Origin of the sequence: Bordetella genomosp. 4 (genome assembly GCF_002261185.1) — a bacterium.
GTDB lineage: Bacteria > Pseudomonadota > Gammaproteobacteria > Burkholderiales > Burkholderiaceae_B > Bordetella_A.
In genome coordinates, this window is the sequence record NZ_NEVQ01000013.1 from 388,094 (window position 1) to 413,248 (window position 25,155).

Sequence of the window (25,155 nt, forward strand, 5' to 3'; positions counted from 1 at the left end):
CGGCCGGACGACGGTCTGAGCGACATTGCGTTTTATTTTGTACACCTACGGGGCAGGTCCTGCCATGAACGCCACTCTCACCAGGCTATCCGATCTGCGCGAGCGCCTCCAGGCGGCCCGTCGTGCCGCTATTGCGCAGTTTCGCCAACATCGACGGCCCGATACCCTGCTGAACGATCTGCGGCGCCTTGTCGATCAGGCGCTGCGCGACTTGCTCAAGCTGCATCCTTTGCCCGCCGGCGCCACGTTGGCAGCAGTGGGCGGTTACGGTCGCGGCGAACTCTATCCGCACTCTGACGTCGACCTGCTGATCCTGTTGCACCATGCGCCCTCGCCCGCCGAGGCCGAGGCCATTCAAGCGCTGGTCGCTGCGCTCTGGGATTTGGGGTTGGAGCCCGGTCATAGCGTACGCACGCTCGAGGACTGCGTCCGCGAGGCCGACGCCGACATCACGGTCCAAACGGCCCTGCTCGAATCGCGGTGGCTGGCCGGCAGCCGCTCGCTCATGAAGCAGTTCGAGTCCACCATCCAGCAGCAAATGGACGCACCGGCCTTTTTCCAGGCCAAACGCGTCGAAATGCAGCAGCGTCATGCACGCTATCAAGACACGCCGTACGCACTGGAGCCCAATTGCAAGGAGTCGCCGGGCGGCCTGCGCGATTTGCAGGTGATCTTGTGGATGGCGCGCGCGGCGGGCTTCGGCGGCACCTGGAAAGAAGTCGCCCAGGCGGGGTTATTGACGCCTTCCGAGGCACGCGACCTGCGACGTGCCGAGCAGGCTTTCAAACGCCTGCGAATTGAACTACACCTGCTGACCGGCCGTCGCGAAGACCGTCTGCTATTCGACCTGCAGCCTGGTCTGGCCGAGGTCTATGGCATACAGGCGACTGCCACTCGCCGCAGCAGCGAAATATTGATGCAACGCTACTACTGGGCCGCGCGCCTGGTGACGCAGCTAAACGCCATCCTGGTGCCCAGCATCGAAGAGCGGCTCTACCCTCGCCCCGACACCGACGCGCGCGACATCGACGAAGATTTCCGCAACGTACGCAACCGCCTGGATATCGTGCGCGACGATGGCTTCGAACGCAAACCGACGCTGTTGTTGCGCGCGTTCCTGCTGATGCAGCAGCACACCGAACTAACCGGCATGTCGCCGCGCACCCTGCGTGCCATCTGGCATTCGCGTCACCGCATCGATGCGCAATTCCGGCGCAATCCGGTCAACCGCAAACTGTTTCTGCAGATCCTGCAACAGCCGCGCGGCATTGTGCACGAACTGCGGCGCATGACGATGCTGAACATTCTGCCGCGTTACCTGCCGGTATTTCGGCGCATTGTCGGGCAAATGCAGCACGACTTGTTCCACGTCTATACCGTCGACCAGCACACCCTCGCTGTCGTGCGCAATGTTCGGCGCTTTACCATGCCTGAGCACGCGCAGGAATATCCGTTGGCCAGCCAGTTGATTGCCAACCTCGAACGCCATTGGCTGCTGTATGTCGCGGCACTGTTTCACGACATTGCCAAAGGCCGCGGCGGCGATCATTCGGAATTGGGCGCGCGCGAAGTACGGCGTTTCGCTCACGATCACGGCCTGGATCCCGAGGATGCAGAACTCGTGGAGTTTCTCGTGCGCCAGCATCTGCTGATGTCTGCCGTGGCACAGAAACGCGATCTCTCCGACCCCGCCGTGATCGCCGATTTTGCCGCCACGGTACGTGACGAACGGCATCTGACTGCGTTGTATTTGCTGACGGTAGCCGATATCCGCGGCACCAGCCCCAAGGTCTGGAATGCCTGGAAAGGCAAGCTTCTGGAGGACCTCTATCGCCTGACCTTGGCGGCGCTAGGGGGATCGCCTGCCGACACGCACACGGTGTTGACCGAGCGCAAAGAAGAAGCCGCACGCTTGACGCGTTTGGCGGGCCTGCGGGACGATGCCCGCGAGGCGTTCTGGAATCAACTGGACGTCGCGTATTTCCTGCGCCACGACGCCTCGGACATCGCATGGCACACGCGCCATTTGTATTACCAGGTCGCACCCGATGGACCCGTCGTGCGCGCCCGCCCCACCGAACACGGCGAAGGCCTGCAGATCATGGTGTACACGCGGGACGTCGCAGAGTTGGTGGTGGCGATCTGCGGCTACTTTGACGCCAAGGCGCTGAGCATTCAGGATGCCCGCATTCATACGACGCGGCACGGCTGGGCATTGGACAGTTTCATCGTGCTGCCGCCGGAAGGCGCGTCGGATCTACGCGCGCAGGCGACGTTGGTTGAGCACGAACTGACGCAGCGTTTGCGTCAGCTGCAGGATGGCACGAGCGCTTCGACCACATATCAGGTCGCGCCGCAGCGTCGTCAATCCCGTATTTCAAAGGCTTTTCCGGTCTTGCCTCAGGCTGAATTGCAGCCTGATGAGCGTAGCCAATCGTGGCGTTTGTCTGTGACGGCAACGGATCGGCCTGGGCTGTTGCATGCGTTGACGCGGGTGTTTTCCAAGCATAAGGTCGAGGTCAGCATGGCCAAGATCATGACGCTGGGCGATCGCGTCGAAGACGTGTTCATTCTCACGGGGGCGACGCTGGAGAAGCCACGTAGTCAGATGCAGTTTGAACGGGCTGTGTTGGATGCTTTGGCGGGGGATGAAGAGCAAAAGCGGGCGGCTTAGATTTTTATGATCGGCTGTTATTGGTTCTATTGAGTGGGTGTTGGGTCTTCTTTTGTGCGGTTGTTGGTTCTTTTGACGCTGGCGGCCGGGGTGCGAAGGCGATGCTGGCCTAATCGCAACGGCTCGGCGCAACACCAGGCGCCGAGGTCCCCTACGGGGACTACCCGTCGCTCAAAAGGCCAGCATCGCCTTCGCACCCCGACCACCAGCTGCATTAGAGATTAACGACGGCGGTCAAAACAATCTACAGATTGCGTTCATCTAGTGCTATGGCCCGCGGCTCAACGATTTTGCCATTAAGAACCTAGCCGCACGCCAGACAGCATCCGCGGCATTTCCTCATTGCGAGTCCCAGCCGGGAGCCTGAAAGCCACACCGGACCGTAGAGCCGCGATTTAGCCTCGCGCAGCGAGGCCGAGGCCCCTGGTCATGGGCCGAGTCGCGGCGATAGGCCCGGTGTGGCTTTCAGGCTCCCGGTTGGGACGCCTAAAGAACGACAATCCCGCAGCAGCAATAGCACTAACGACCATAGCAATAGTAGTAACAGCAGCAGCAGTGGCAGTGGCAACAACAATAAACGAATCAAAGCACTTTGCTCCGCCGAACCCTAACTTCAGCAAAAGCAAATAGTCACCGCAAGCTCCACCGGTAACACTCTATCCGTGCCGCACACATTGCGACCGAGATACCAATAACGCTGGAACATCGAAACATCCGGCGACCGTGGAGACATTCATGATCAAGAACGTACGGCGTCTTGCGATGATGTGCGCGCTGGCTTGCGCGACTCAGGCAAACGCGGCCTGGCCTGACCATCCCATCACCATCATCGTCCCCGCCGCCCCAGGCGGCACCACCGACATCGTCGCTCGTCTCGTAGGCGAAAAACTCAGCACTGCCTTGAAACAGCAAGTCGTCATAGAGAACCGCGCCGGTGCAGGCGGCATCATTGGCGCACAGCTCGTCGCCCGCGCCAAGAATGACGGCTATACGTTTCTCATGGGCAATATCGGCCCCAATGCCATCAATTATTCCCTGTACAAAGAGCTACCCTACAAACCCAGCGATTTCACGCCCGTGACGCAGGTCATCATGGTGCCCAACATCCTGGTCGTGAACGCCAAATCTCCCTACAAGACCGTAGCGGACTTGATTGCAGCCGCGAAAAAAGAGCCCGTTACCGTTGGATCGTCAGGCACAGGCCAATCACCGCATATGTCTGCCGAGATGTTCAAACAGCGCACCGGCATCGAGGCCACTCACGTTCCGTACAAAGGCGCCGGTCCCGCCGTCGCTGCATTGCTCGGATCTCAATTCACCTTCATGATCGACAACCTTCCGAGCTCGCTAGGCGCGATACAAGATGGAAAATTTCGCGCGCTGGCTGTGACCAGTGCAAAAAGATCACCCGTTCTGCCCGATGTCCCCACCATGGAAGAAGCCGGTGTAAAGGACATGGTGGTCACCGCGTGGTTCGGCCTGTTCGCCCCTGCGGGGACCGACATGAATATCGTGAACCAGATGCAGCAAGCGACCAACAAGATCATTCACGACGGTCCCATCGCCGAGCGTTTTCGCGCATTGGGGGGCGAGCCCGGCGGGGATACTCCCGACGATTATGCGGCGTTCGTAGAGCGCGAACGGACGCAATGGAAAGACATTGTGCAAAAAGCAGGCTTGAAGCAGGAGTAACCGGTGATCAACAAAATATGTCCTTCCCTGCGCGATGCCGTCTCGCCAATCGCAGACGGCGCTAGCATCATGATCGGCGGCTTCGGCGAAGCCGGTGTTCCAATGCAATTGATGCAAGCCCTGTTGGAACATGGCTCGCGGGATTTGACGATCATCAGCAACAACAGCGGCACATTCGATCGCGGCATTGCGGCGCTCATCCTGGCCAGGCAGGTGAGCAAGGTGATTTGTTCGCACCCCCGCCCGCCTAATTCCGAGGTCTTTGCCGCCGCCTACCGCGCAGGCCAGGTGGCGCTCGAAGTCGTCCCGCAAGGCACACTGGCCGAACGCATTCGCGCAGGCGGTGCCGGATTAGGGCCATTTTTTACCCCTACCGGCTATGGCACGCCGCTGGCCGAAGGCAAGCAGACCTGCGTCATCGATGACATCGGTTATGTGCTGGAGCAACCGTTGCGCGCTGACTTTGCATTGGTGCGCGGTCACTTGGGTGATCGCTGGGGCAATCTGACTTATCGATTTGCGGCGCGCAACTTCAACCCCGTCATGAGTTCGGCCGCACGGCACACGATCGCTCAGGTCGACCAGATCGTAGAGCTAGGCGCGATCGCACCAGAGCACGTCATGACGCCAGGCATTTTTGTAAAGACCGTGGTACTCGCCAAGGATCCCCAATGAGTCAAGCGCTATTGCCTCCACGCGAACAACGCCTATCTCGCCATCACATCGCTCAACTCGTGGCCAGCGATATCCCTGACGGATCTATCGTCAATCTGGGCATCGGCATGCCTACGCTGGTGTCGAACTACCTCCCGCCCGATCGAGAAATCGTGCTGCATAGCGAGAACGGCATTTTGGGCATGGGCGCCGTTGTTGAGGGTGAACGAGCCGATCCCGATCTGATCAACGCCAGCCGCGAGACCATCTCGCTGTTGCCGGGCGCATCTATCTCGGAACACACCGTATCCTTTGCCATGATGCGCGGCGGCCATCTGGACTACACCGTGCTGGGTGGATTTCAAGTCGCGGCTAACGGCGACCTGGCCAATTGGATTACCGATGCAAAGGACGCCATTCCCGCCGTGGGCGGCGCAATGGATCTGGCAGTAGGCGCGCGCAAGGTCTACATCACTATGGATCACTGCACACGCGAAGGGATGCCGAAGCTATTGGACCGATGCACCTATCCCCTGACGGGTTTAAAGGTGGTGGACCGCATATACACCGACATGGCCGTGGTCGACATCAGCACTCAGGGAATGGTGCTCTACGCCATTCTGGACGGAATCAGCATCGCCACGCTGCAATCCGTCACGCAAGCCACGCTGCACACGCCGATCCCGCCGCGCATTATCGAACGCGTATCCGATGATCGCGTGCAATATCGAGCGTGACTGACGCCCGGAATCGACTTTGCTCGAACGCGCGTGGATAAAGGACATCGCTGTCCGCAACGAGAGCGAATCCGACGACGCATAGCCTCATCACCACCAGACAGCAGGAGACGTCATGACACCCATAGCGACATTGAATCGACGTTGGACACGCCGGGTTGGCGCTGCCGCATTGAGTTTGGCGAGCGCACTGAGTTGCCTGATCACGACCGCAGTTGCCCATGCAGCATCGGACTATCCCAACAAACCAATTACGCTGCTGATCCCCTATCCGCCCGGTGGCAGCGCGGACATGCTGGCACGTCCACTGGGCGCGGTGCTACAGAAGGAACTGGGGCAACCGATCGTCATCGAATACAAACCCGGAGCAGGCGGCTCGATAGCGACGGCTCAGCTCGCACGCTCGGCGCCGGATGGCTACACCGTGCTGATGGTGTTGGCCGCCCATGCGATCAATCCCAGCCTGTACCCGTCATTGCCGTACGACACGCGCAAGGATTTTTCGCCGGTATCGTGGGTGGCGAATCTGCCGCTGTTAGTCGTCGCGCCCACGCCGGCGCCATACAACACATTGCCGGAAATGATCGCGTACGCCAAAGCCCATCCCGGCAAAATCTCATTTGCGTCGGCAGGCAACGGCAACACCAGTCACCTCGCGGTCGAATTGTTCAAGCGCAAGGCAGGCATCGACCTGCTGCATGTGCCATACAAAGGCAGCGGTCCGGCCGTCGTGGCCTTGATAGGCAACGAAGTGGGATTGATGTTCGACAGCATCTCGACATCATTACCCCAGGTCAAAGCCGGCAAACTGAAAGCACTGGCGGTGACAGGCAGCTCACGCGCAGCGGTGTTGCCCCAGGTGCCCACTGTGCAAGAGTCCGGTACGCCGGACTTTGTCGTCAACGGCTGGTACGGCATTATTGCGCCCGCAGGGGTACCGAAAGACGTCGTCGACAAACTCAGCAAAGGCATCGCCAACGCAGTCAAGCAACCCGCATTACAGGAACAATTGGCCGGCTATGGCTACGAGGTCGTGGGATCGACTCCGGCGGAATTCGGTAAACACATCGATGCCGAACTCGATACGTGGCACCAGGTGATCACGGATGCTCAGGTGAAATTGCAATAGGCATTCATGATCACCACGGCCACAGACCGAGCCGCACAGGTTTTTCGCAGAGACCGGCCGTCCGTCGTCGATCCCCTATCCCACGCCTGAGAAGGCCTGTCTCAGCCATACTGCTACGCTCACAGGCAGGCTTTCTCCATCGCGTCGCGTACGTCAGGGCAAGACGGTCACCACTACGCAGCCGCGCGCATCGGCGTCGCATCGACACGTGCCAATTGCGCCGCCGCGTCGCGTAATGCCGTGCGCAGGCCTTCTTCTACTACTGGGTGATAGAACGGCATATCGAGCATCTGTGCAATTGTCAGTTCTTGCTGCACGGCCCACGCCAGCAAATGGCCAATATGCTCAGCCGACGGGCCGATCATCTCTGCGCCCAGGAAACGCCCCGTGCCGATCTCGGCATAAACATGCAACATGCCTTTGTTCTTCAGCATGACGCGTGAACGGCCTTGATCCCCGAAATCCACTTCGCCGGTGACGTATCCGTCCTGCGGCAAACGGGCATACGGCGTTCCCACCAATGCGATCTGCGGGTCAGAAAAAACCACACCTAACTGCGCCCGGCGCAAACCGGGTTGCACGTCGGGATATCGCGCGGCGTTCTGGCCGGCAATGCGCCCTTCGTCAGCAGCCTCGTGCAACAACGGCACGTCTGCATTCGCATCTCCAGCGATAAAGATCTGCGAATTGCCCGATTGCAGCGTATGACGATCGAATTCCGGCACACCGCGCGCATCGCGCACGAGACTGGTGTTTTGCAGATCCAGCTGATCGACATTCGGGCGACGGCCGGTTGCCACCAACGCATAATCGAACGTCTCGGTGCGTTCAGTGTTATCCAGCGCGATGTAGCGTACTTCCACTTGATCGCCGACCCGCGTTGTCGACAGGACACGCGCATCCGGATCCAGATAGAACTCGTCCTGGAACGTGCGGCGCGCACGCTGGCGCACGGCGGGATCACTCAGGCCGCCCAGACTGCCACTCACACCAAACACACGTACGCGCACACCTAGACGCGCCAGGGCTTGCCCCAGTTCCAACCCAATCACGCCAGGACCAAAGACCGCCACACTGCTGGGCAAGTCGTCCCAGTCGAATACATCATCGTTCACCACGAGACGATCGCCCAATCCTTGGAATGGCGGGGGCACTATGGGACGCGACCCTGTCGCAATCACCACGCTAGCCGCCTTAATTTCCATTTGATCGTCGACGCGCAATACCGTGTCTGAAACGAACTTCGCATACCCGGGGATCTTGTCCTCGGCAGGAATGTTTTCAACGCCCTCGAGCACGAATCCGACAAAACGATCACGCTCACGGCGGACGCGCGCCATGACTTCACGCCCATCAACGCGGATCGGCCCATCCACATGCACGCCAAACGGCGCCGTATGCGCAGCATGATGAGCGGCCTCGGCAGCAGCGATCAACAGTTTGGAAGGCATGCATCCGACACGCGCACATGTCGTCCCATAGGGGCCGCCCTCGATCAAGAAAGCGCGCTTGCCAGCCGCACGCGCCGCACGATACGCCGCGAGCCCTGCGGTGCCCGCGCCAATTACCGCAACATCGGTATGCAGAGTCTTCATCATTTTTCCTACTGAATCTTGCGCTGCGCCCTGAGCAAGGCCAACGCGCCCAAAACAAACGCCCGCGCAGCCGCCTTAATGGCTGACGCGAGCGTTATCTATAAAAAACGGTTGGGGTGCCAAGAAACTCCCGGCCCCCTGGCCATCAGGCGAAATGCGCCTTCAGGTCTTCCAGGCCACCGATCAGCTTGCCGTTGATAAAGACCTGCGGAGCAGTCGCTTTACCCGACACTGCGCCGATCACACGGCCGCGCACCTTGTTTTCCAAGGGGATTTCGATGGCGTTGTAGCCTTTCTCATCCAACAGGGCCTTGGCTTCTACGCAGAACGGGCAGCCCGGCTTGGAGAACACGACAACTTGATCGGGTTTTTTGGCCTTCGGGGCGAAGTAAGCCAGCATCGTGTCCGCATCGGACACTTCAAACGGGTCGCCTTTTTTTTCCGGCTCGATGAACATTTTTTCAACCACGCCGTCTTTCACCAGCATGGAATAGCGCCAGCTGCGCTTGCCAAAGCCCAGGTCACGCTTGTCGACCAGCATGCCCATGCCTTCGGTGAAATCACCGTTGCCGTCGGGCAGCAGCGTGATGTTGGCGGACTCTTGATCCTTGGCCCATTCGTTCATCACGAACGTGTCGTTCACCGACACGCAGACGATGCTATCGACGCCTTCAGCAAAGAAGGCCGGCGCCAGTTCGTTGTAACGAGGCAGGTGGGTCGACGAGCAAGTCGGCGTAAAAGCACCAGGCAGGGAGAAGACAACAACGGTCTTGTTCTTGAAAATATCGTCGGTCGTCACTTGTTTCCACTCATTGCCCTCGCGGACAGGGAAAGTGACGTTAGGGACTCGTTGGCCTTCGCGGTTTTGCAGCATTCGTTTATCTCCAGATGTGTTGAGAGGTCCTCAGCGACCATGCGGAAATAATAAACAATAGCTATCGATATATCCAATTTAATTATTTTAATTAATTGATAGACAAAACCAATCGACTACTGGAAATAAAAAGACAACACTAATTAAACAACAAAAGTGAACTGCCGAACCACTATCGGGCCGAGGCCGCCTGCATGCTGTTTGCAGCACGGCCTGTGCCCACGGCGTGTCAGGCCAGTTGAGCCTCGTAGCCGGCGTCGACAATCGCCTGCCGTACTTCTTCGACGTCCGGGGCTCCGTCAACCGTGACGCGATGCGCACTCAGGTCGGTGGCCACGGTGGCGCCCGGCACCGCCTCTTTCACAGCCTTGGTAATCATGCTCACACAGTGGCCGCAGGTCATATCGGGAACGTTGAATTGGAAAGACATAAATGCTCCTTTTTAGGTAGTCAACATCAAGTCCGCGTGGCACGAGACGTGTTCAGCGTGGCACCGGACCGATTGCAACCAGCTTAAACCTTCCCATGATGTCAAGGTCAAGCGTACAATCAAGCTTGACCTTCCCATCATGTCAAGGTTGAGACTATCACTATTCGCTCTCAACTTTGACGGAGTTCACCATGAACGCCTCCTCTCTCACCCATACAGAGCTTGCCATTACGGGCATGACCTGCGCCTCGTGCGTCAAGCGCGTTGAAAAGGCACTAACGGCTGTGCCCGGCGTGAATCAGGCCAGCGTCAATCTGGCCACCGAACGTGCGCAAGTGAATTATGACCCTGCCGCCGCGAATGCCGAGGCGCTGATTGCTGCCGTCGTTCGCATGGGCTATGAGGCCCAGCCCATCACCGCCAACGACGGACACGAAGATCGCCAAACCCAGGCCCGTGCCGAGGAGGCTCGCGCGCTGCGCCGTGCCTTTACGATAGCCGTGATCCTGACCTTGCCGGTTTTCATATTGGAAATGGGTTCGCACATTGTGCCGGCCTTTCATCACTGGATTCTCGACACCCTGGGACGGGAAAATAGCTGGCTATTGCAGTTCGTCCTGACCACGCTCGTGCTGGCCTGGCCGGGCCGCGTGTTCTTTACCAAAGGCCTGACCGCATTATGGCGGCGCGCGCCAGAGATGAACTCGCTGGTTGCTGTCGGTGCCGGCGCAGCGTGGGGCTACTCCACTGTCGCGACCTTTTTGCCGGACTGGCTACCCAGCAATGCGCTGCACGTGTATTACGAAGCAGCCACCGTTATCGTTACGCTGATTTTGTTGGGACGCATGCTGGAAGCACGCGCCAAAGGCCGCACCGGCGCAGCCATCAAGCGTTTGATCGGCCTGCAGCCGCGCACCGCGCGTGTGCTGCGCGAGGGAAAATTGCAGGATGTGCCCATTGAACAGGTCTTGCGCGGCGAACATGTCGTTGTCCGTCCGGGAGAAAAAATCCCTATCGACGGTGAGATTATCGAAGGCCGCTCCTTTGTCGATGAGTCGATGTTGACGGGCGAGCCCGTTCCCGTCGAAAAAAGCGTAGGCATGTCCGCGACCGGCGGCACCCTGAACACTTCAGGCAGCTTCACACTGCGCGTCACTCACACCGGTGCGGACACGATGTTGGCACGCATCATCGGTATGGTGGAGGCCGCCCAAGGCGCGCGTCTGCCCATTCAAGCGCTCGTTGATCAGGTTACCGCGTGGTTTGTGCCAGCCGTGATGGCCGCCGCGCTGCTGACCTTTGCCGCGTGGTTGATGTGGGGGCCGGCGCCTGCCCTGCCCTTTGCGCTGGTAAATGCGGTCGCGGTGCTCATCATCGCCTGCCCCTGCGCCATGGGACTGGCCACGCCGACCTCGATTATGGTGGGTACAGGTCGAGCCGCGGATATGGGTATCCTGTTTCGTCAGGGCGACGCCTTGCAGGCGTTGCGCGACGTGGACGTGATCGCATTCGACAAGACCGGCACCTTGACCGAAGGCAAGCCCGCGCTCACTGATATCCATGTGATGAATGGATTCGACGAGACAGAGGTGCTGCGCTGGCTCGCTGCCGTACAGACTCGGTCCGAGCATCCCATTGCACTGGCCATCGTCGCAGCGGCTGAGGAGCGAGGCCTCAGCCTGCCGAACGCCGACGATTTTCAGGCCTTTACCGGCTCCGGCGTACAAGCCACCGTCGAAGCCAGAAAAGTCATTACCGGCAATAGCCGTTTGATGTCCGAGCATGGTGTCGACGTCGCCGCAAGGCACAATGCGGGCCATGGAGAGACGCAAGATCCCATTGCCGCCTGGGGCGCAGCAGGCAAAACCCCCATCTACGTGGCCGTGGACGGGCAAATTGCTGCCATGGTCGCGGTCAGCGATCCGATCAAGCCTTCCGCTGCGCAAGCCATCGCCACACTGCATCGCCTGGGCATCAAAACCGCAATGATTACCGGCGACAACACGCATACTGCTCGTGGCGTGGCCCGCCAGTTGGGTATCGACGAAGTGCGCGCCGAAGTTCTGCCCGACGGCAAAGTCGCCGCGATTGAAGACCTGCGCAAAAACGGACGCCGCCTGGCGTTTGTCGGCGATGGCATCAACGACGCTCCGGCGCTGGCGGCCTCGGATATCGGCATTGCTATCGGCACCGGCACCGATGTTGCCATCGAAGCCGCATCGGTGGTCCTCATGGCGGGGGATCTGAATGCCGTTCCCGATGCGATCGCTTTGAGCCGCGCCACGATGGCCAATATCCGGCAGAACCTGTTCTGGGCGTTTGCCTATAACGTTGCCTTGATTCCAGTGGCGGCAGGCGCGCTATATCCTGCGTATGGCGTTGCACTCTCGCCCATGTTCGCCGCCGCGGCAATGGCCATGTCCAGCGTATTTGTACTGGGTAACGCGCTGCGCCTGCGCCGCTTTCATGCCAGCGCGCGACCTGCCGCTGTTTAGGAGATTGAAGCCATGAATATTGGACAAGCTGCCGCTGCTTCCGGCATCTCTGCCAAGATGATTCGCTATTACGAAAGCATCGGCCTGATCGATTCGGCCACCCGCACCGACTCCGGATATCGCGTCTACGGCGACAAGGAACTGCACACCTTGCGCTTCGTACGCCGTGCGCGGGATCTGGGATTTTCGGTGGAGCAGATGCACGAGCTGCTGGCCCTGTGGCGAGACCGAGACCGCGCCAGCGCGGATGTGAAACGCATCGCCTTGGGCCACGTCGAAGGCTTGGAACGCAAGGCCGCAGAGCTGCAGCAGATGGCCGACACACTGCGGCATCTGGCTGAGCACTGCAAAGGGAACAACCGGCCGGAATGTCCGATCATCGCGGAGTTGGGCGGCGCTGCGGTGACGCGGGAGGGTTGAGGTGATGTGCGATAAATTGGTCCTATAGGCGGATTGTTCGGCCGCCGACAGCTCTCTAAGATTCCTCTCTTGTCTCAATCGCCAAATCAACGAGGCTCGCAACAGCGAGAGGATCAATGTGTATAATACACACTTAGATAGCAAAGCACTGACTAAACTGCTTGAGCAATCTGGGTGGAGATTACGGGGAGTCAAAGGCTCACACCATATTTATCACCATCCAGATCGTACTGGACACATCAGCGTCCCTCACCCCAAAAAGGATCTCGGCGTCGGGCTGGTCAACAAGATTCTCAAACAGGCAGGATTGAAGTAGCGAACAGTCCCAGGACATTTCTCGGGCCTATTCATCGCCACACCGGAGAAAGCCATGAAATACCCCATCGCGATTGAACCTGGCAGCGACACTCAAGCATGGGGGGTCGTTGTCCCCGACCTGCCAGGCTGCTATTCCGCGGCAGATGAAGGAATAGATCAAGCCATCGAAAACGCGAAAGTGGCTATTGAAATGTGGATTGAAGCCGCCATCGACTCAGGCGAGCGCGTGCCGCCACCCACCAATATTGCCCGCCACAGAGACGATCCAGACCTACAAGGCTGGATTTGGGCAATCGTTGAAATTGATCCCGCCGTGATGGACGAGACCGTCGAGCGTGTAAACATCACTCTCCCTCGCCGCATACTCAAGCGCTTGGACGATCGTGCTCGTGCGTCTGGCGAAAGCCGCAGCGGATACATCGCGCATTTAGCAATGATTTCCTGAGCAGGAGGATGCAGTATCGCACCTTGCCCGCCGATACCGTGTCCCTCACCATCCTGTCTGAACGACGTCAAGCCTCGGCTTTTCTGCGCCCTGCCCGGCGCGCATTGCGCGCCATCGTGCGGCGAGACATTTCCGAATCCAGGATCAAGCGGCCTTTCAGTTTGCCGTGCATGCGCGTCACTGAACGCATGCAGTCATGCATGTGATCGCTCATCAACACCCGTACCCGATCTGCATCGCGCTCGCGCGCGGCTTGCAGGATCTGCTTGTGGAATTTCGTGTTCGACATACCGAATTTTGCCTGTTCCTGCGGCGGCATCTCGTTGTCGAATACGGTCAGTTGCCGGATCATCTGATTGATCATTTCGCAACTAAAGCGCAAAAACGAATTCGGGCAGGCCGCGGCAAAAATATCGTGGAAGTTCATTTCCTCCTGGCGCTGCGCCAACTGATCTTCGACATGTTCAGCCATGGGATCGCAGCATTGGATGTTGTGCTCCAGCGCGGCAAAGTGCGCGTCGGTCAAGTGCGCGACGGCGCTGGCGGCCAGCTCCGGCTCCAGCAGCTTGCGCACCTGGTAGATGTCTTCGATGCGCACTTCCTTGAAGAACAGGTAGTTCTGCATCAGCTGGAACGTACGATCCAGCGGGACCTCGACCACCATCCCTCCGCCGCCCGGCCCAGTGCTGACCTTCACCAAGCCCTGCACCTCCAGGGACTTCAGTGCTTCGCGGATCGTGCTTTTGCTCACGGCGAACATGCTCTGCAATTCGCTTTCGCGCGGCAGCTTGTCGCCAGGCAACAGGTTCTTGGCGGTAATCAGCCGCTTGATTTCCTCGGCCACCAGATCGCTGCGTTTGGGTTGGCCCACCGCTGCCGCGGGCTGCATGTCCTGACTGTCAAAGTCCATAACGATCCTTTGCGCATGGGTCGCGTCATTGTCATCCTCACTGCTTTCGGTGCATCGGCCTCCCAGGGTTAAACCTGATACCTGAATTCTTGACACCGATTGCCGCCCTGCACGATTATGATATTAATCCTATTTATCATGATAAATAGGAGCGCAGGCGCAACATCAGTGGAAACACCCAGTCCACCTCGAGTCAGAGTCAGCCGTACAGGAATGCGCGCGAGCCGCGCATATAACGTCTATATGCCGCCGCCCATGCGCGCCGCGGCCAGGGAGAAAAATCTTGAATCGCCGTAACCTCTTGAAGATGGCTGCGTTGGGCGCAGTGCCGGGCTCATTGTGGGCCGCTCGTTCCGCGTTGGCGCAATCCGCTGGTGCTATTCAGTTCGCCTGCCCGGTGCCTATGTCCGGGGCGTTCGCCGCAAACGGCAAATTCGCGGACTTGGGCATGAAGCTGGCCTTGGAACAATATGGCAAGGCGCTGGATCGCCCCTTGGCCTATACCGTGCTGGACACCGAAGGCAAGCCCGCGACGGCGGTGCGCAAGGTTCAGGAAATCGCCCAGCAGAAAGGCGCCAAGTTCTGGGCCGGCGGCATTCTATCGTCCGAGGCACTGGCCATGGGCAAAGAAGCCGAAAAAGCCAACGCGGTCTTCATCACCACGGCGGGCGCAGACGAGATCACTGGCAAGGACTGCAACCGTGCGACATTCCGCTGGTCGGTGCCCACTTTTGGCGCGATCGAACAGACCCTGCGCCCGCTGCTGGCGGAAAAACCAAACGCCAAGCGCGTCTACACCATCACGCCGCAGTACGTATTCGGCGAAGGTCTGCTGAACGCCGCCAAGTCGATCCTCAAGGAAAAAGGCATTGAGCATGTCGGCAACAGCTACCACTCGTTGACCGAAAAAGAATTCAGCGGCTATCTGACCAACGCCATGGCCGCACAACCCGACGTCCTGCTGATTCTGAACTTTGGCTCGCAATCGTCGGACACGCTGCGCCAGGCCGTCAGCTTTGGCATGAAGCAGAACTGCACCATCCTGATTGCCTGGGCATCGGGTCTGGAGCAATTCGAAAGCCTGGGTGCGGACCTGTGCGAAGGCGTGTATTTTGGCGCGCAATACTGGCACGGCATCGATTCTCCGCTGAATAAAGAACTGGTCCAACTGACGCAGTCCAAGCTGAAGATGAATCCCAACTACAGTCTGGCAGGCTCCTATATCTGCACGCGCATCATGGTGGACGCCATGATCAAGGCCAACAGCGATGACCCCGCAAAAGTCATCGCGCAAATGGAAGGCATGCGCTACGAGGGCCTGACCGGCACCGAAGAAATCCGCAAGGAAGATCACCAGGTACTGAAAAACTACTACCTGCTGAAGGGCAAGAAAAAATCCGAAATGAAGGACAAGGACGATTACGCAACCATCGTCCATTCCGGCCAATCGTTCCTGCCTGTTGCCGAGACTGGCTGCAAGATGTAATGTCCGCACGCCGCGACGCGCCTGATATCAGGCACGCCGCGGTTTTCGTCTTCGAACATCTTCTCTTCTCTACGCACACTCCGCTTGACTGTTCCCTACCCTAAAGGAAAGGGATTCCCACTTCACCGAACCGAGCCGTTGTACATCATCACTCATGCACTCAGGTCTTACCGTTTCTCCATGGGCTAACACCGCCAGCCCGGCGGCTAATGGTTTGCATGCCCGAGATGCTATCCAAGTTAAGCCAGAAAGCTGGATATTTATCCAGACACCAACTCAAATCAGACCAATCTTGCAGCCTTGGGGCTTCACCCCCTTTCTCCCCGGCATGAATGCCGAGGTTTCTCGGAGCAATGGATGAATGTTTATTTGCTGCAGGTGGTCAATGGGATCGGCGTGGGCATGCTGTACTTCCTATTGGCAGTCGGCTTGTCCATCATTTTTGGTCTCTTGCGCTTCGTCAATTTTGCGCACGGCGCGTTTTATCTGCTGGGCGCTTATTTCTGTTTTCAGGCCATTCAATGGGGCCTGAATTTCTGGGTCGCCCTGGCCATCGTGCCGCTGATTGTGGGCGCCTGCGCCTGGGTGGTTGAAAAAGTGGTGCTGCGGCATGTGTACGCGCAGCCGCATGAATTCCACATCTTGATCACCGTCGGCCTGGCGCTGGTATTGCAAGAGGCCGTCATCGTGATCTGGGGACCACTGGGCGACAATGTCGCCGCTCCTGCGTCCCTGCAAGGCGTCGTGATGTGGGGCAGCTTTATCTATCCCAAGTATCGCTTGTTCGTGATCGGCTTTACTGCCGTGTTCGCTTTGCTGCTGTGGTATGTGCTCGAGGGCACGCGATTGGGCAGCGCAGTGCGGGCAGGCAGCGAATCGACGGAGATGGTGTCGCTGCTCGGCATCAATGTGTTCCGTGTCTTCAGTCTGGTGTTCGCGCTGGGCGCGGCCACCGCAGCGCTGGCCGGTGTGCTCGCTGCGCCCATCCGAGGTGTCGAGCCGTTCATGGGTATCGAAGCATTGGGCATCGCATTCGTTATTGTGGTGGTGGGCGGCATGGGCAGCTTTTCCGGCGCGCTGGTGGGCGGCCTGCTGATTGGCATCGTGCAAAGTGTCATGAGCACGCTGTGGCCTGAAGGCGCCCGCCTGATGATCTACGTCGCCATGGCTGCAGTATTGCTGCTGCGTCCGCACGGTCTGCTGGGGAGAGGCTGATGATCCGATTGAAATCCCACATGCAACTGGTGCTGGCGTTGCTGGTCGCGTTGATATTGCCGCTGTGCATGCAGTCCGGGTCGCTGGCGACCGAGGTACTGATCTACGCGCTGGCAGTACTGGGCTGCAACCTGCTATTGGGTTTTACCGGGCTGCTATCGTTCGGCCAGGGCATTTTTTTCGGGCTGGGAAGCTATACGGTCGGGATTCTGCTGACGCGGTTCGCGCTGCCGATGCCACTGGCCTTGGCGGCCGCCGTCGTGGTGGGCGCCCTCGCCGCAGCCTTTGTTGGCTGGTTCGCTATCCGCCAACGCGGCACGTATTTCGTCATGCTGACCTTGGCCTTTGCACAGATGTTTTATTTCCTGGCCTATAGCTTGCCCCACCTGACCGGCGGCGACAACGGCTTGCTCGATGTACCTCGCCCGCCCCTGTCAGTGGCAGGCGCGGAGCTGATGTCGCTCGCATCGCCCTGGCAGTTCTATACCTTTGTGGCAGTGTGTTTCCTGATCGTGTTCTGGTTATTGCTGCGCATCACGAATTCCGTATTCGGACGCACCTTGTTGGCCATACGCGATAACGAGGCGCGCGCGGCTGCGGTAGGCTACAACGTAAAGATGTTCAAATTGGCGGCCTTTGCCATCTCTGGTGCGGTGACCGCCCTGGCAGGTGCGTTCCTGGCCATGATGACCGGCATCGCGCCGCTGTCCAGTATCGAGTACCACACCAGCGAAATGATTCTGGTCATGACCGTGATTGGGGGCACCGGCAATCTGTTTGCGTCAGTGCTGGGCGCGGCGTTTTATGTCCTGTTTGCGGACTGGCTGTCGACGCTATGGCCACGTTGGTTGATGTTGTTGGGCTTCCTGTTGATTGCTGTCAGCCTGTTCATGCAGAAAGGCCTGTGGGGCCTGGGCGAGCGTCTGTGGCTGTCGATACGCCGAACGCCTGCCGCAGGCGACACCACCAAGGAGGAAAGCGCATGACGACGCACGACGGCATTGCAGCCACGGCTGCCTCGTCACCGCCGACGGCGCAGCCCCTATTACAAGCTCGCGGCGTCATCAAGCGGTTCGGCAAATTTGTCGCGTTGCACGGCGTCGACCTGCAGATCTATCCACGCACCGTGCACTCCGTGATTGGTCCTAATGGCGCCGGCAAGACCACCCTGTTCCACACACTGACCGGTACGCTGATGGCCAGCGAAGGCAACATCGTGTTCGACGGCCACGACGTCACGCGCGAAGCTGACCACCAACGCGTGCAACGCGGCATCGCCCGCTCGTTCCAGGTCACCAGCCTGTTCACGAATCTGTCTGTGCGCGAGAACCTGCGTCTGGCGGCGCAAGGGGTGCACCGATCAGGGGCTTTCGATTGCTGGCATCCGCCATCAGGCGCTCGCGCGCATAGCGATATCGTCGACACGTCGATGCAACGGATGGGGTTGGCGCGCCTGGCCAACGTGGCTGCAGGAGCCTTGTCACACGGCCAGCAACGGCGGCTCGAAGTCGCCATGGCGCTGGCGGCCAGACCGCGCGCCATTTTCCTGGACGAGCCCACATCCGGCATGGGTGTCGACGATCTCGATGAAATGAAGCACCTGATCCGCGGCCTGCGCGACGATCACACCGTGGTGCTGATCGAACACAATATGAACATCGTGATGGATATCTCGGACACGATCACGGTCATGCAGCAAGGCCGGGTTCTGGTCGAAGGCCGGCCCGACGTTATCCGCAACGACGAGCGTGTGCGTGCCGCCTACCTGGGCAACATGATTACCGGAGGCCGCGCATGACCCTGCAGATCGATGCCATCCACAGTTATTACGGCAAAAGCCATATCCTGCAGGGCGTGTCGCTGACCGTACCCGAGGGCTCTGTGGTCACGCTGTTAGGCCGCAACGGCGCAGGCAAGTCCACCACACTCAAATCGATCGCGGGGGTGATCGCGCCGAAGGCAGGCAGCATCCGGCTGCATTCTCGCGACATCACGAGCCTGCCCGCACACAGAATCGCCGCGATGGGCGTGTGCCTGGTGCCGGAACACCGCGGCATCTTCAAGCTGCTGACGGTCGAGGAAAACCTGAAACTCGGCGCTCGCCGCCAATCGCCCTGGCAACTGGACGACGTCTACAAGATCTTTCCGCGCCTGAAGGAACGGCGGCGCAATGGCGGCGGACAGCTCTCGGGGGGCGAGCAACAGATGCTGGCGATCGGCCGAGCCTTGATGAACCACCCGCGCGTGCTGATGTTGGACGAACCTGTAGAAGGTTTGGCGCCCGTCATCGTGGAAGAAATCGTGGCGCAGATCAAGCTGATCAAACAAGCCGGTGTCACAATCTTGCTGGTCGAACAAAATCTGGAGGTCTGCACACAGCTCGCAGATCACCATTTCATCATCGAACAAGGCGCCATTGTCTACGAAGGCTCCAACGAGGCCTTTCTGGCCAATGATGACGTCAAGGACCGTTATTTGGGCGTGGGTGTATAACGTACGGCACGCTGGAAGGAAATCATCATGGAAATGACAACGTTAGAATCCGTCAGCGCCTTGCGCGTGAACGGCGACCGTCTGTGGAACTCACTGATGGAACTGGCGCAAATCGGCGCCACCGACAAGGGCGGCGTCTGCCGTCTGGCATTGACCGATCTCGATCGCCAAGGGCGCGATCTGGTCTCGTCCTGGGCTCGCGAACTGGGCTGCACAGTGCGCGTGGACGCGATTGGCAATATTTTCATGCGCCGCGCCGGTCTGCGCGACGATCTGCCGCCGGTCATGACAGGCAGTCACATCGACACGCAGCCGACCGGCGGAAAATTCGACGGCAACTATGGGGTACTGTCGGGTATTGAAGTGCTGCGCACACTGCACGATCACGGTATCGAAACCGAGGCCCCCGTCGAAGTCGTCGTGTGGACCAACGAAGAAGGATCGCGTTTCGTGCCGGTCATGATGGGTTCCGGCGTATATGCCGGTGCCTTTACGCTGGCTCATGCTCTGAATGCGGTTGACCGCGACGGCGTATCCGTGCGCCAAGCGTTGAATGACATAGGCTATGCCGGCCCGGACCCCGTCGGCGGGCGTGACGTCGCCGCCTATTTCGAAGCGCACATCGAACAAGGGCCTATCCTGGAGGCCAAGAACATCACCATCGGCGCAGTCGAAGGTGCGTTGGGCCAGCGTTGGTACGACATCGTCATCACCGGCCAGGAGGCGCACGCCGGCCCGACACCGATGGAACTGCGCCGCGATGCCTTGTTGGTCGCCGCCGACGTGATCCGCGCGGTCAATCGTATTGCACTCGATCATGCGCCCCATGGCCGCGGCACCGTGGGTTGCCTGGATAATTTCCCCAATTCGCGCAATGTCATTCCCGGCCGCGTCAGCCTGACCGTCGACATGCGCGCCGCGGATGACGCCACGCTGGATAGCATGGCCGCCGCTCTGGCACGCACCGTACAGGACCTCGCCATTCCCGGAAAAATTGAGATCGAATCGAAAGAAGTGGTTTATTTCCCGCCCCAACCTTTCGAGCCGCGTTTGGTGCAGGCGATCCGCGACGGCGCAGCGACACTCGGCCTGGATCATCTGGACGTGATCAGCGGCGCGGGGCACGATGCCGTCTACATGGCACGCGTGACACCGACGGCGATGATCTTTGTGCCGTGCAAAGATGGCATCAGCCATAATGAAATCGAAGACGCTCAACCCGACCACCTGGAAGCAGGCTGCAACGTGTTGCTGCACGCGATGTTGCGCTGCTGCGGTGCGATTCAAACGCGCGCAGCAAAGCAGACCGTTTGACGACGCCCTTCCCTGCGTAAAGAAATCCCTCTCACTGATCCGAGCCGTTGCACATGAAAGTCCTGATCGCACGCATGAACCACGAGACCAACACGTTCTCGCCGGTCCCGACACCGCTATCCTCGTTCGGTAACGATGGTCCTACCTACGGCGCCGACGCCTACGCGGAAAACAAGGGCAAGCGCACGGCCATGTCGGCATTCATCGATCTGGCCGAAGCGCGCGGGGCCGAACTCGTCACCCCTGTGTCCGCGACGGCCTACCCTAGCGGCCGGGTCGATGCGCAGGCCTATCAACAGATCTGCGATTGCATCGTTGCCGAGGCAGCGGGATGCGATGCCATCCTGCTGGACCTGCATGGCGCGATGGCCGTTGAGACCACCGATGACGGCGAAGGCGATCTGCTCGAACGCGTGCGCGCTGCCGCGCCGGACACGCCGATCGCGGTGGCGCTCGACCTGCATGCGAACGTCACGCAGAAAATGATCGATAACGCCAACGTCATCATCAGTTTTAAAACCTATCCGCATATCGACATGTACGAGACGGGCGAGCATGCAGGTCGCCTGCTATTCGACAGTATGGATGGCAAATGCAAGCCCGTAATTGCATGGCGCAGCCTGCCGCTGGTATCGCATACCCTGCGCAGCAACACGGCCGAAGGCGCCATGCGGGATGCCGTGCAAGCCGCACGCGACGCCGAGGCCTCCGGTGCGTTGGGCGTGTCCATCCTGGCGGGCTTTGGCCTGGCAGACATTCCGAACCCCTGCCTGAGTGTCGTCGTGGTGGGTGATGGCGACACGGCAGCCGCGGATCGCGTGGCGGCTGAGATCGCCGGCGCTATCTGGGCCAACCGCGAAGGATTCCTGTACGACAGCGAGCCGCTGGCGCAGTCGCTCGCCCGTGCAAAAGCACTGGCTGAAACCGCAGACAAACCCGTGCTGCTTTTGGACCATGGCGACAACTGCATGAGCGGCGGGACCTGCGATACGATGGATGTACTGATGGCCGCACTCGAGGCCGGCCTGACGGGCATACAAGCCGGACTATATTGCGATCCGGAGGCAGTGCAGAAACTGTCTGAAGCTGGTGTCGGCGCGACGGTCGAGTTACCAGTAGGCAATAAACGTCCTATTGCCGAGATCGGCCGTAACACGCCGCCAGTGACGTTACGTGGCACCGTGCGCGCTGTCACCAATGGCGAATATGTGATCTCGGGCCCCACCTATACGGGGCAGCTCGCTTGCATGGGGCGCAGCGCGGTTCTGGATATCGGCGCTGCCCAACTGGTGTTGACCGAGCGCACGCATGAACCCTGGGACCTGGGCGTATTCCGCAGCATGGGGCTGGAGCCCACGCAAGCCAAATTCATTCTGGTGAAATCGCGCATGTATTGCCGGCCGGTGTTCGTGCCGATCTCGTCGGCGCTCATCGAATGCGACAGTCCGGGCGTGACCAGCTCAGACTGGTCGCTGTTCGACTTCAAAAAGCGCTTGAAACCCATGTTTCCGCTAGAGCCGCTGAACAAGGATGCATACGATCCTGTCACGGGAAAGCTGGCAGTGTGAAGGGCCCACGCCCTTCGAACACGATACAGAATCCGCCGTATATATGACCACCGATCAAGCTGCGATCGCTGCGTCCTCGACTTCTTTCGCCTTTCTCAATCGTGTCTGCTCTTGAACCGCCAGGACTTCCTCTGCCGGCAACGACTCGAACACCGCAATCGACTCGACGTGCCCCGTATGGGGAAACATGTTGATCACGCCGGCGCTCTTGACCACGTAACCGCCTTCGTGGGACATGATCGCCGCATCGCGCGCCAAGGTAGCGGGATTACAGGAAACATAGACAATACGGCGTGGACGCTCTTCGGGCGACAGCAAGGAGAGCGCCTGCGCCACGGCTTGCGCGCCTTCGCGCGGCGGATCGATCAGCATGCGATCAAAGTATCCCAGCCCGCGCAGCCACTCGACATCCACCTCGAACAGGTTCAACGTGGCAAAGCTCGTGCGATCCGCCAGCCCATGGCGTGTGGCGGCATCCAGTGCACGATCGGTCAAGGCCTTGCTGCCCTCGACACCGACCGCCTCGCGGCCCTGGGTCGCCAACGGCAAGGTGAAATTACCCAGCCCGCAGAACAAGTCCGCCACACGATCGGTAGGCTGCACGTCCAGCAACATCAAGGCTCGCGACACCATGGCGCGGTTGATGGCGTGATTGACTTGCGTGAAATCGGTCGGCCGATACGGCATGCGCAATCCGAATTGAGGCATGGTATAGGCCAGCGCGTCCGCATGCTCTGGCTCCAGCGTGTGGACGGTATCCGGCCCCTTGGGCTGCAGCCACCATTGCACATCGTGTTTTGCCGCAAAGGCGCGCAACACCGCAATATCGCCATCGGTCAATGGCTCGAGGTGGCGCAGCACCAGCGCCGTGACGCCCTCGCCTAGCGCGACCTCGATCTGTGGCATGCGATCGGGTTTGGACATCGAGGCAATCATGGCGCGCAACGGCATCAGCATGTCACTGACGTGTTTCGGCAAGACATGGCACTCGCGCATGTCGGCGACGTAGCTGCTTTTACGCTCGTGAAAACCCACCAGCACACCGCCCTTCTTGGGAACCACGCGCACGGACAGACGGGCGCGGTAACGGTAACCCCAGGTCGGGCCGTGCAATGCCGGCAAAATGCGTTGCGGGCGCAGCTTGCCGACATGCCAGAACGTGTCTTCCAGTGAGCGTTGTTTGATGGCGACCTGTGCGCTGGGCTCCAGGTGCTGCATGGCACAGCCGCCACAGACGCCAAAGTGCGGGCAGCGCGGTGCCACGCGTAGCGACGATGGGCGCAGTATGTCCTCGACGCGGGCGATTTCATATGACGGTTTGCGGCGCACGGTCTCGGCGGTGACGCGCTCGGAAGGCAGTGCGCCCTCGACGAACACGACCTTGCCGTCGCGGCGTGCAATACCCCGGGCCTCGAGGTCCAGGGATTCGATATTCAGTACTTCGGCCATTTCTTGTGCAATCCAGGCTGATACGGGCAACCGGGTATTGTAAAAGAGAAGCCGAAGACTGCAGACCGCATGCTGATGCGGACCCGTTTTAGGCCCGCATCAGCGATCTGCGACACCCGCAGCGCCTGAAATCTGGCGTTCGGCTACGCCTGATCTCTTGCAGCGCCGGACTGGATACTGCAATTAAAACGCCCTCGTCACTGAAAACACTGCTCCTAAACGCCCTGACGGATGGCCGTTTTTGGTGGGCAGCCAGTTGTCCTTAGAGGCGCCGACGGCGGCCAGGCCCAGCACCCAGCCGTTCAGATCCTTGGTCACGCCCAGTTTGTAATCCACATAATGGTTGATATCGTCGCCATCCATGTTGACCTGTTTCTTGAGCTTCTGGTAGCCCACGTGCGCCACGAGGCCCCAACCGTCACCCAGGTCAAAGTTGGCTGTGCCGTCCAGATACCATGTGCCTTTGCTGTCAGGCGTGCTGAAAAAATCGCTCGGGGTATACGAATACTTCAACGAATAGTTTTCGTAGCTCAGCCCCAGATAGAGGTCCGTATTGTTGTAGTTGCCGCCTTTGGGCGACTTTGAGCCGGGGTAGTAGTAATACAGCGCGCCGACGTCCAGACTCAATCCGCTGTCGCCCAGCGCCCCTTTCCAGCCCCCGTAGAAATCCATTTCCAGATTGCCCTCTGGGAACACGAAATCAGAGACGTTGGAGTTCCAGTTTCCCAGATAAAAACCCGAGCTGTGCGCTAAATCAAAACCGACTTGAACGGCCGGACGGAAATTGGTCTGTGAATATCCACGGAACCGATAGTCGCTGACGATAGCGGCATTGCCGCTAAGCGAGAAACCTGCACCCAAATCGGTGGGTTCTGCATGGGCGATAACTGCATAACTGGCCGAGAACACGAGGGGCAAGGCGAGCAGCGTGCGTTTCATGGTGCGGATCCTGTGCGGAAAGAGAGTGATAGCGGCGAAAATGCCGGCCCGGATGACCGGATTCTTTTCAGAAAAATGACACCGGCGTATCTCTCAAAAGCACTTTCCGTGCCAGGTTTTATCGCTGCACAATATCGTCAATCCCGGCAGCTTTGCCTACACAAACACCATGTTGGTGCACTCATGATCGCGGATGGGCACACATTCGGTGCGTCTTTCGCTTGACCGCGCCATTTTGGGACAAAACGTGGACTGCGCACTCACGCCGCAATTAAAAAGCCACGACAAATCAGCGTTGACTCGTCGTGGCCTTTGGCG

At 59.4% G+C, this 25,155-nt stretch carries 22 protein-coding genes; 16 read left to right on the top strand and 6 right to left on the bottom strand.

All coding sequences use genetic code 11. From position 1 onward, the window contains the following. Window positions 1-64 precede the first annotated feature (64 nt). From CAL20_RS12110 to CAL20_RS12130, 5 genes are all read left to right on the top strand, one after another. Window positions 65-2,674, top strand: a complete 2,610-nt coding sequence (locus tag CAL20_RS12110) for a [protein-PII] uridylyltransferase (RefSeq protein ID WP_094838377.1) — start codon at window positions 65-67, stop codon at window positions 2,672-2,674. 735 nt (window positions 2,675-3,409) lie between these two features. Then, a complete protein-coding gene (locus CAL20_RS12115; protein ID WP_094837972.1) occupies window positions 3,410-4,366 on the top strand; it encodes a Bug family tripartite tricarboxylate transporter substrate binding protein in 957 nt (318 codons plus the stop codon). 3 nt (window positions 4,367-4,369) lie between these two features. Then, the gene (locus CAL20_RS12120) at window positions 4,370-5,041 is read left to right on the top strand and encodes a 3-oxoacid CoA-transferase subunit A (protein ID WP_094837973.1); all 672 of its coding nucleotides are present in this window, start codon (window positions 4,370-4,372) and stop codon (window positions 5,039-5,041) included. Then, on the top strand, window positions 5,038-5,757 hold the full coding sequence (locus CAL20_RS12125; protein ID WP_094837974.1) for a 3-oxoacid CoA-transferase subunit B: 720 nt from the start codon (window positions 5,038-5,040) through the stop codon (window positions 5,755-5,757). Before CAL20_RS12120 ends, CAL20_RS12125 begins: the two co-directional genes overlap by 4 nt. 115 nt (window positions 5,758-5,872) lie before the next feature. Further along, on the top strand, window positions 5,873-6,886 hold the full coding sequence (locus tag CAL20_RS12130) for a tripartite tricarboxylate transporter substrate binding protein (protein WP_094837975.1): 1,014 nt from the start codon (window positions 5,873-5,875) through the stop codon (window positions 6,884-6,886). A gap of 173 nt (window positions 6,887-7,059) precedes the next feature. On the opposite strand, the gene CAL20_RS12135 is transcribed toward CAL20_RS12130, so the two are convergent. The 3 genes from CAL20_RS12135 to CAL20_RS12145 all read right to left on the bottom strand — a co-directional run bounded on the left by CAL20_RS12135 (window position 7,060) and on the right by CAL20_RS12145 (window position 9,785). After that, a complete protein-coding gene (locus CAL20_RS12135) occupies window positions 7,060-8,481 on the bottom strand; it encodes a dihydrolipoyl dehydrogenase (RefSeq protein ID WP_094837976.1) in 1,422 nt (473 codons plus the stop codon). 145 nt (window positions 8,482-8,626) lie between these two features. Further along, window positions 8,627-9,355, bottom strand: a complete 729-nt coding sequence (locus CAL20_RS12140) for a glutathione peroxidase (protein ID WP_094837977.1) — start codon at window positions 9,353-9,355, stop codon at window positions 8,627-8,629. A 229-nt stretch (window positions 9,356-9,584) separates the two neighbouring features. After that, window positions 9,585-9,785, bottom strand: a complete 201-nt coding sequence (locus tag CAL20_RS12145; protein WP_094821251.1) for a heavy-metal-associated domain-containing protein — start codon at window positions 9,783-9,785, stop codon at window positions 9,585-9,587. 191 nt (window positions 9,786-9,976) lie between these two features. On the opposite strand from CAL20_RS12145, the gene CAL20_RS12150 reads away from it, so the two are divergent. The 4 genes from CAL20_RS12150 (at window position 9,977) to CAL20_RS12165 (ending at window position 13,463) form a co-directional block, all read left to right on the top strand. After that, window positions 9,977-12,280, top strand: coding sequence for a heavy metal translocating P-type ATPase (locus CAL20_RS12150; RefSeq protein WP_094837978.1), 2,304 nt, complete (start codon window positions 9,977-9,979; stop codon window positions 12,278-12,280). Window positions 12,281-12,292: 12 nt separating this feature from the next. Further along, window positions 12,293-12,700 carry a Cu(I)-responsive transcriptional regulator gene (gene cueR / locus CAL20_RS12155; RefSeq protein ID WP_094837979.1) on the top strand — a complete coding sequence of 136 codons (408 nt, stop codon included), beginning with the start codon at window positions 12,293-12,295 and terminating at the stop codon, window positions 12,698-12,700. Window positions 12,701-12,818: 118 nt separating this feature from the next. Continuing rightward, window positions 12,819-13,016 (top strand): type II toxin-antitoxin system HicA family toxin, encoded by a 198-nt coding sequence (locus CAL20_RS12160; RefSeq protein WP_094837980.1) that lies wholly within the window; start codon window positions 12,819-12,821, stop codon window positions 13,014-13,016. A gap of 54 nt (window positions 13,017-13,070) precedes the next feature. Then, window positions 13,071-13,463 (top strand): type II toxin-antitoxin system HicB family antitoxin, encoded by a 393-nt coding sequence (locus CAL20_RS12165; RefSeq protein WP_094837981.1) that lies wholly within the window; start codon window positions 13,071-13,073, stop codon window positions 13,461-13,463. Window positions 13,464-13,530: 67 nt separating this feature from the next. Here CAL20_RS12165 and CAL20_RS12170 read toward each other — a convergent pair whose 3' ends face one another. Continuing rightward, window positions 13,531-14,373 (bottom strand): FadR/GntR family transcriptional regulator, encoded by an 843-nt coding sequence (locus CAL20_RS12170; protein ID WP_094837982.1) that lies wholly within the window; start codon window positions 14,371-14,373, stop codon window positions 13,531-13,533. A 283-nt stretch (window positions 14,374-14,656) separates the two neighbouring features. On the opposite strand from CAL20_RS12170, the gene CAL20_RS12175 reads away from it, so the two are divergent. The 7 genes from CAL20_RS12175 to CAL20_RS12205 all read left to right on the top strand — a co-directional run bounded on the left by CAL20_RS12175 (window position 14,657) and on the right by CAL20_RS12205 (window position 22,449). Further along, on the top strand, window positions 14,657-15,859 hold the full coding sequence (locus tag CAL20_RS12175; RefSeq protein ID WP_094837983.1) for an ABC transporter substrate-binding protein: 1,203 nt from the start codon (window positions 14,657-14,659) through the stop codon (window positions 15,857-15,859). Between the two features lie 357 nt (window positions 15,860-16,216). Beyond that, window positions 16,217-17,074 carry a branched-chain amino acid ABC transporter permease gene (locus CAL20_RS12180; protein ID WP_094837984.1) on the top strand — a complete coding sequence of 286 codons (858 nt, stop codon included), beginning with the start codon at window positions 16,217-16,219 and terminating at the stop codon, window positions 17,072-17,074. Further along, window positions 17,074-18,060 carry a branched-chain amino acid ABC transporter permease gene (locus tag CAL20_RS12185; protein WP_094837985.1) on the top strand — a complete coding sequence of 329 codons (987 nt, stop codon included), beginning with the start codon at window positions 17,074-17,076 and terminating at the stop codon, window positions 18,058-18,060. Before CAL20_RS12180 ends, CAL20_RS12185 begins: the two co-directional genes overlap by 1 nt. Beyond that, window positions 18,057-18,872 (top strand): ABC transporter ATP-binding protein, encoded by an 816-nt coding sequence (locus tag CAL20_RS12190; protein WP_094837986.1) that lies wholly within the window; start codon window positions 18,057-18,059, stop codon window positions 18,870-18,872. Before CAL20_RS12185 ends, CAL20_RS12190 begins: the two co-directional genes overlap by 4 nt. After that, window positions 18,869-19,567 carry an ABC transporter ATP-binding protein gene (locus CAL20_RS12195; RefSeq protein ID WP_094837987.1) on the top strand — a complete coding sequence of 233 codons (699 nt, stop codon included), beginning with the start codon at window positions 18,869-18,871 and terminating at the stop codon, window positions 19,565-19,567. The genes CAL20_RS12190 and CAL20_RS12195 overlap by 4 nt, the downstream gene beginning before the upstream one ends. A 27-nt stretch (window positions 19,568-19,594) precedes the next feature. Then, a complete protein-coding gene (locus CAL20_RS12200; RefSeq protein WP_094837988.1) occupies window positions 19,595-20,881 on the top strand; it encodes a Zn-dependent hydrolase in 1,287 nt (428 codons plus the stop codon). Between the two features lie 53 nt (window positions 20,882-20,934). After that, entirely contained in the window at window positions 20,935-22,449 is a 1,515-nt protein-coding gene (locus CAL20_RS12205) for a M81 family metallopeptidase (RefSeq protein WP_094837989.1), read from the top strand. A 54-nt stretch (window positions 22,450-22,503) separates the two neighbouring features. Here the strand turns inward: CAL20_RS12205 and rlmD are convergent, their stop codons facing one another. Both rlmD and CAL20_RS12215 read right to left on the bottom strand, forming a co-directional pair. Then, the gene (gene rlmD / locus CAL20_RS12210; RefSeq protein WP_094821262.1) at window positions 22,504-23,898 is read right to left on the bottom strand and encodes a 23S rRNA (uracil(1939)-C(5))-methyltransferase RlmD; all 1,395 of its coding nucleotides are present in this window, start codon (window positions 23,896-23,898) and stop codon (window positions 22,504-22,506) included. A gap of 183 nt (window positions 23,899-24,081) precedes the next feature. Next, window positions 24,082-24,837 (bottom strand): TorF family putative porin, encoded by a 756-nt coding sequence (locus CAL20_RS12215; RefSeq protein WP_094821263.1) that lies wholly within the window; start codon window positions 24,835-24,837, stop codon window positions 24,082-24,084. Window positions 24,838-25,155 lie beyond the last annotated feature (318 nt).

Bases quoted from the DNA above. Each gene is read 5' to 3' on its own strand.
- CAL20_RS12110 (WP_094838377.1), top strand. From the start codon at position 65: ATGAACGCCACTCTCACCAGGCTATCCGATCTGCGCGAGCGCCTCCAG.
- CAL20_RS12115 (WP_094837972.1), top strand. From the start codon at position 3,410: ATGATCAAGAACGTACGGCGTCTTGCGATGATGTGCGCGCTGGCTTGC.
- CAL20_RS12125 (WP_094837974.1), top strand. From the start codon at position 5,038: ATGAGTCAAGCGCTATTGCCTCCACGCGAACAACGCCTATCTCGCCAT.
- CAL20_RS12130 (WP_094837975.1), top strand. From the start codon at position 5,873: ATGACACCCATAGCGACATTGAATCGACGTTGGACACGCCGGGTTGGC.
- CAL20_RS12135 (WP_094837976.1), bottom strand. From the start codon at position 8,481: ATGAAGACTCTGCATACCGATGTTGCGGTAATTGGCGCGGGCACCGCA.
- CAL20_RS12140 (WP_094837977.1), bottom strand. From the start codon at position 9,355: ATGCTGCAAAACCGCGAAGGCCAACGAGTCCCTAACGTCACTTTCCCT.
- CAL20_RS12145 (WP_094821251.1), bottom strand. From the start codon at position 9,785: ATGTCTTTCCAATTCAACGTTCCCGATATGACCTGCGGCCACTGTGTG.
- CAL20_RS12150 (WP_094837978.1), top strand. From the start codon at position 9,977: ATGAACGCCTCCTCTCTCACCCATACAGAGCTTGCCATTACGGGCATG.
- cueR (WP_094837979.1), top strand. From the start codon at position 12,293: ATGAATATTGGACAAGCTGCCGCTGCTTCCGGCATCTCTGCCAAGATG.
- CAL20_RS12165 (WP_094837981.1), top strand. From the start codon at position 13,071: ATGAAATACCCCATCGCGATTGAACCTGGCAGCGACACTCAAGCATGG.
- CAL20_RS12170 (WP_094837982.1), bottom strand. From the start codon at position 14,373: ATGGACTTTGACAGTCAGGACATGCAGCCCGCGGCAGCGGTGGGCCAA.
- CAL20_RS12180 (WP_094837984.1), top strand. From the start codon at position 16,217: ATGAATGTTTATTTGCTGCAGGTGGTCAATGGGATCGGCGTGGGCATG.
- CAL20_RS12185 (WP_094837985.1), top strand. From the start codon at position 17,074: ATGATCCGATTGAAATCCCACATGCAACTGGTGCTGGCGTTGCTGGTC.
- CAL20_RS12190 (WP_094837986.1), top strand. From the start codon at position 18,057: ATGACGACGCACGACGGCATTGCAGCCACGGCTGCCTCGTCACCGCCG.
- CAL20_RS12195 (WP_094837987.1), top strand. From the start codon at position 18,869: ATGACCCTGCAGATCGATGCCATCCACAGTTATTACGGCAAAAGCCAT.
- CAL20_RS12200 (WP_094837988.1), top strand. From the start codon at position 19,595: ATGGAAATGACAACGTTAGAATCCGTCAGCGCCTTGCGCGTGAACGGC.
- CAL20_RS12205 (WP_094837989.1), top strand. From the start codon at position 20,935: ATGAAAGTCCTGATCGCACGCATGAACCACGAGACCAACACGTTCTCG.
- rlmD (WP_094821262.1), bottom strand. From the start codon at position 23,898: ATGGCCGAAGTACTGAATATCGAATCCCTGGACCTCGAGGCCCGGGGT.
- CAL20_RS12215 (WP_094821263.1), bottom strand. From the start codon at position 24,837: ATGAAACGCACGCTGCTCGCCTTGCCCCTCGTGTTCTCGGCCAGTTAT.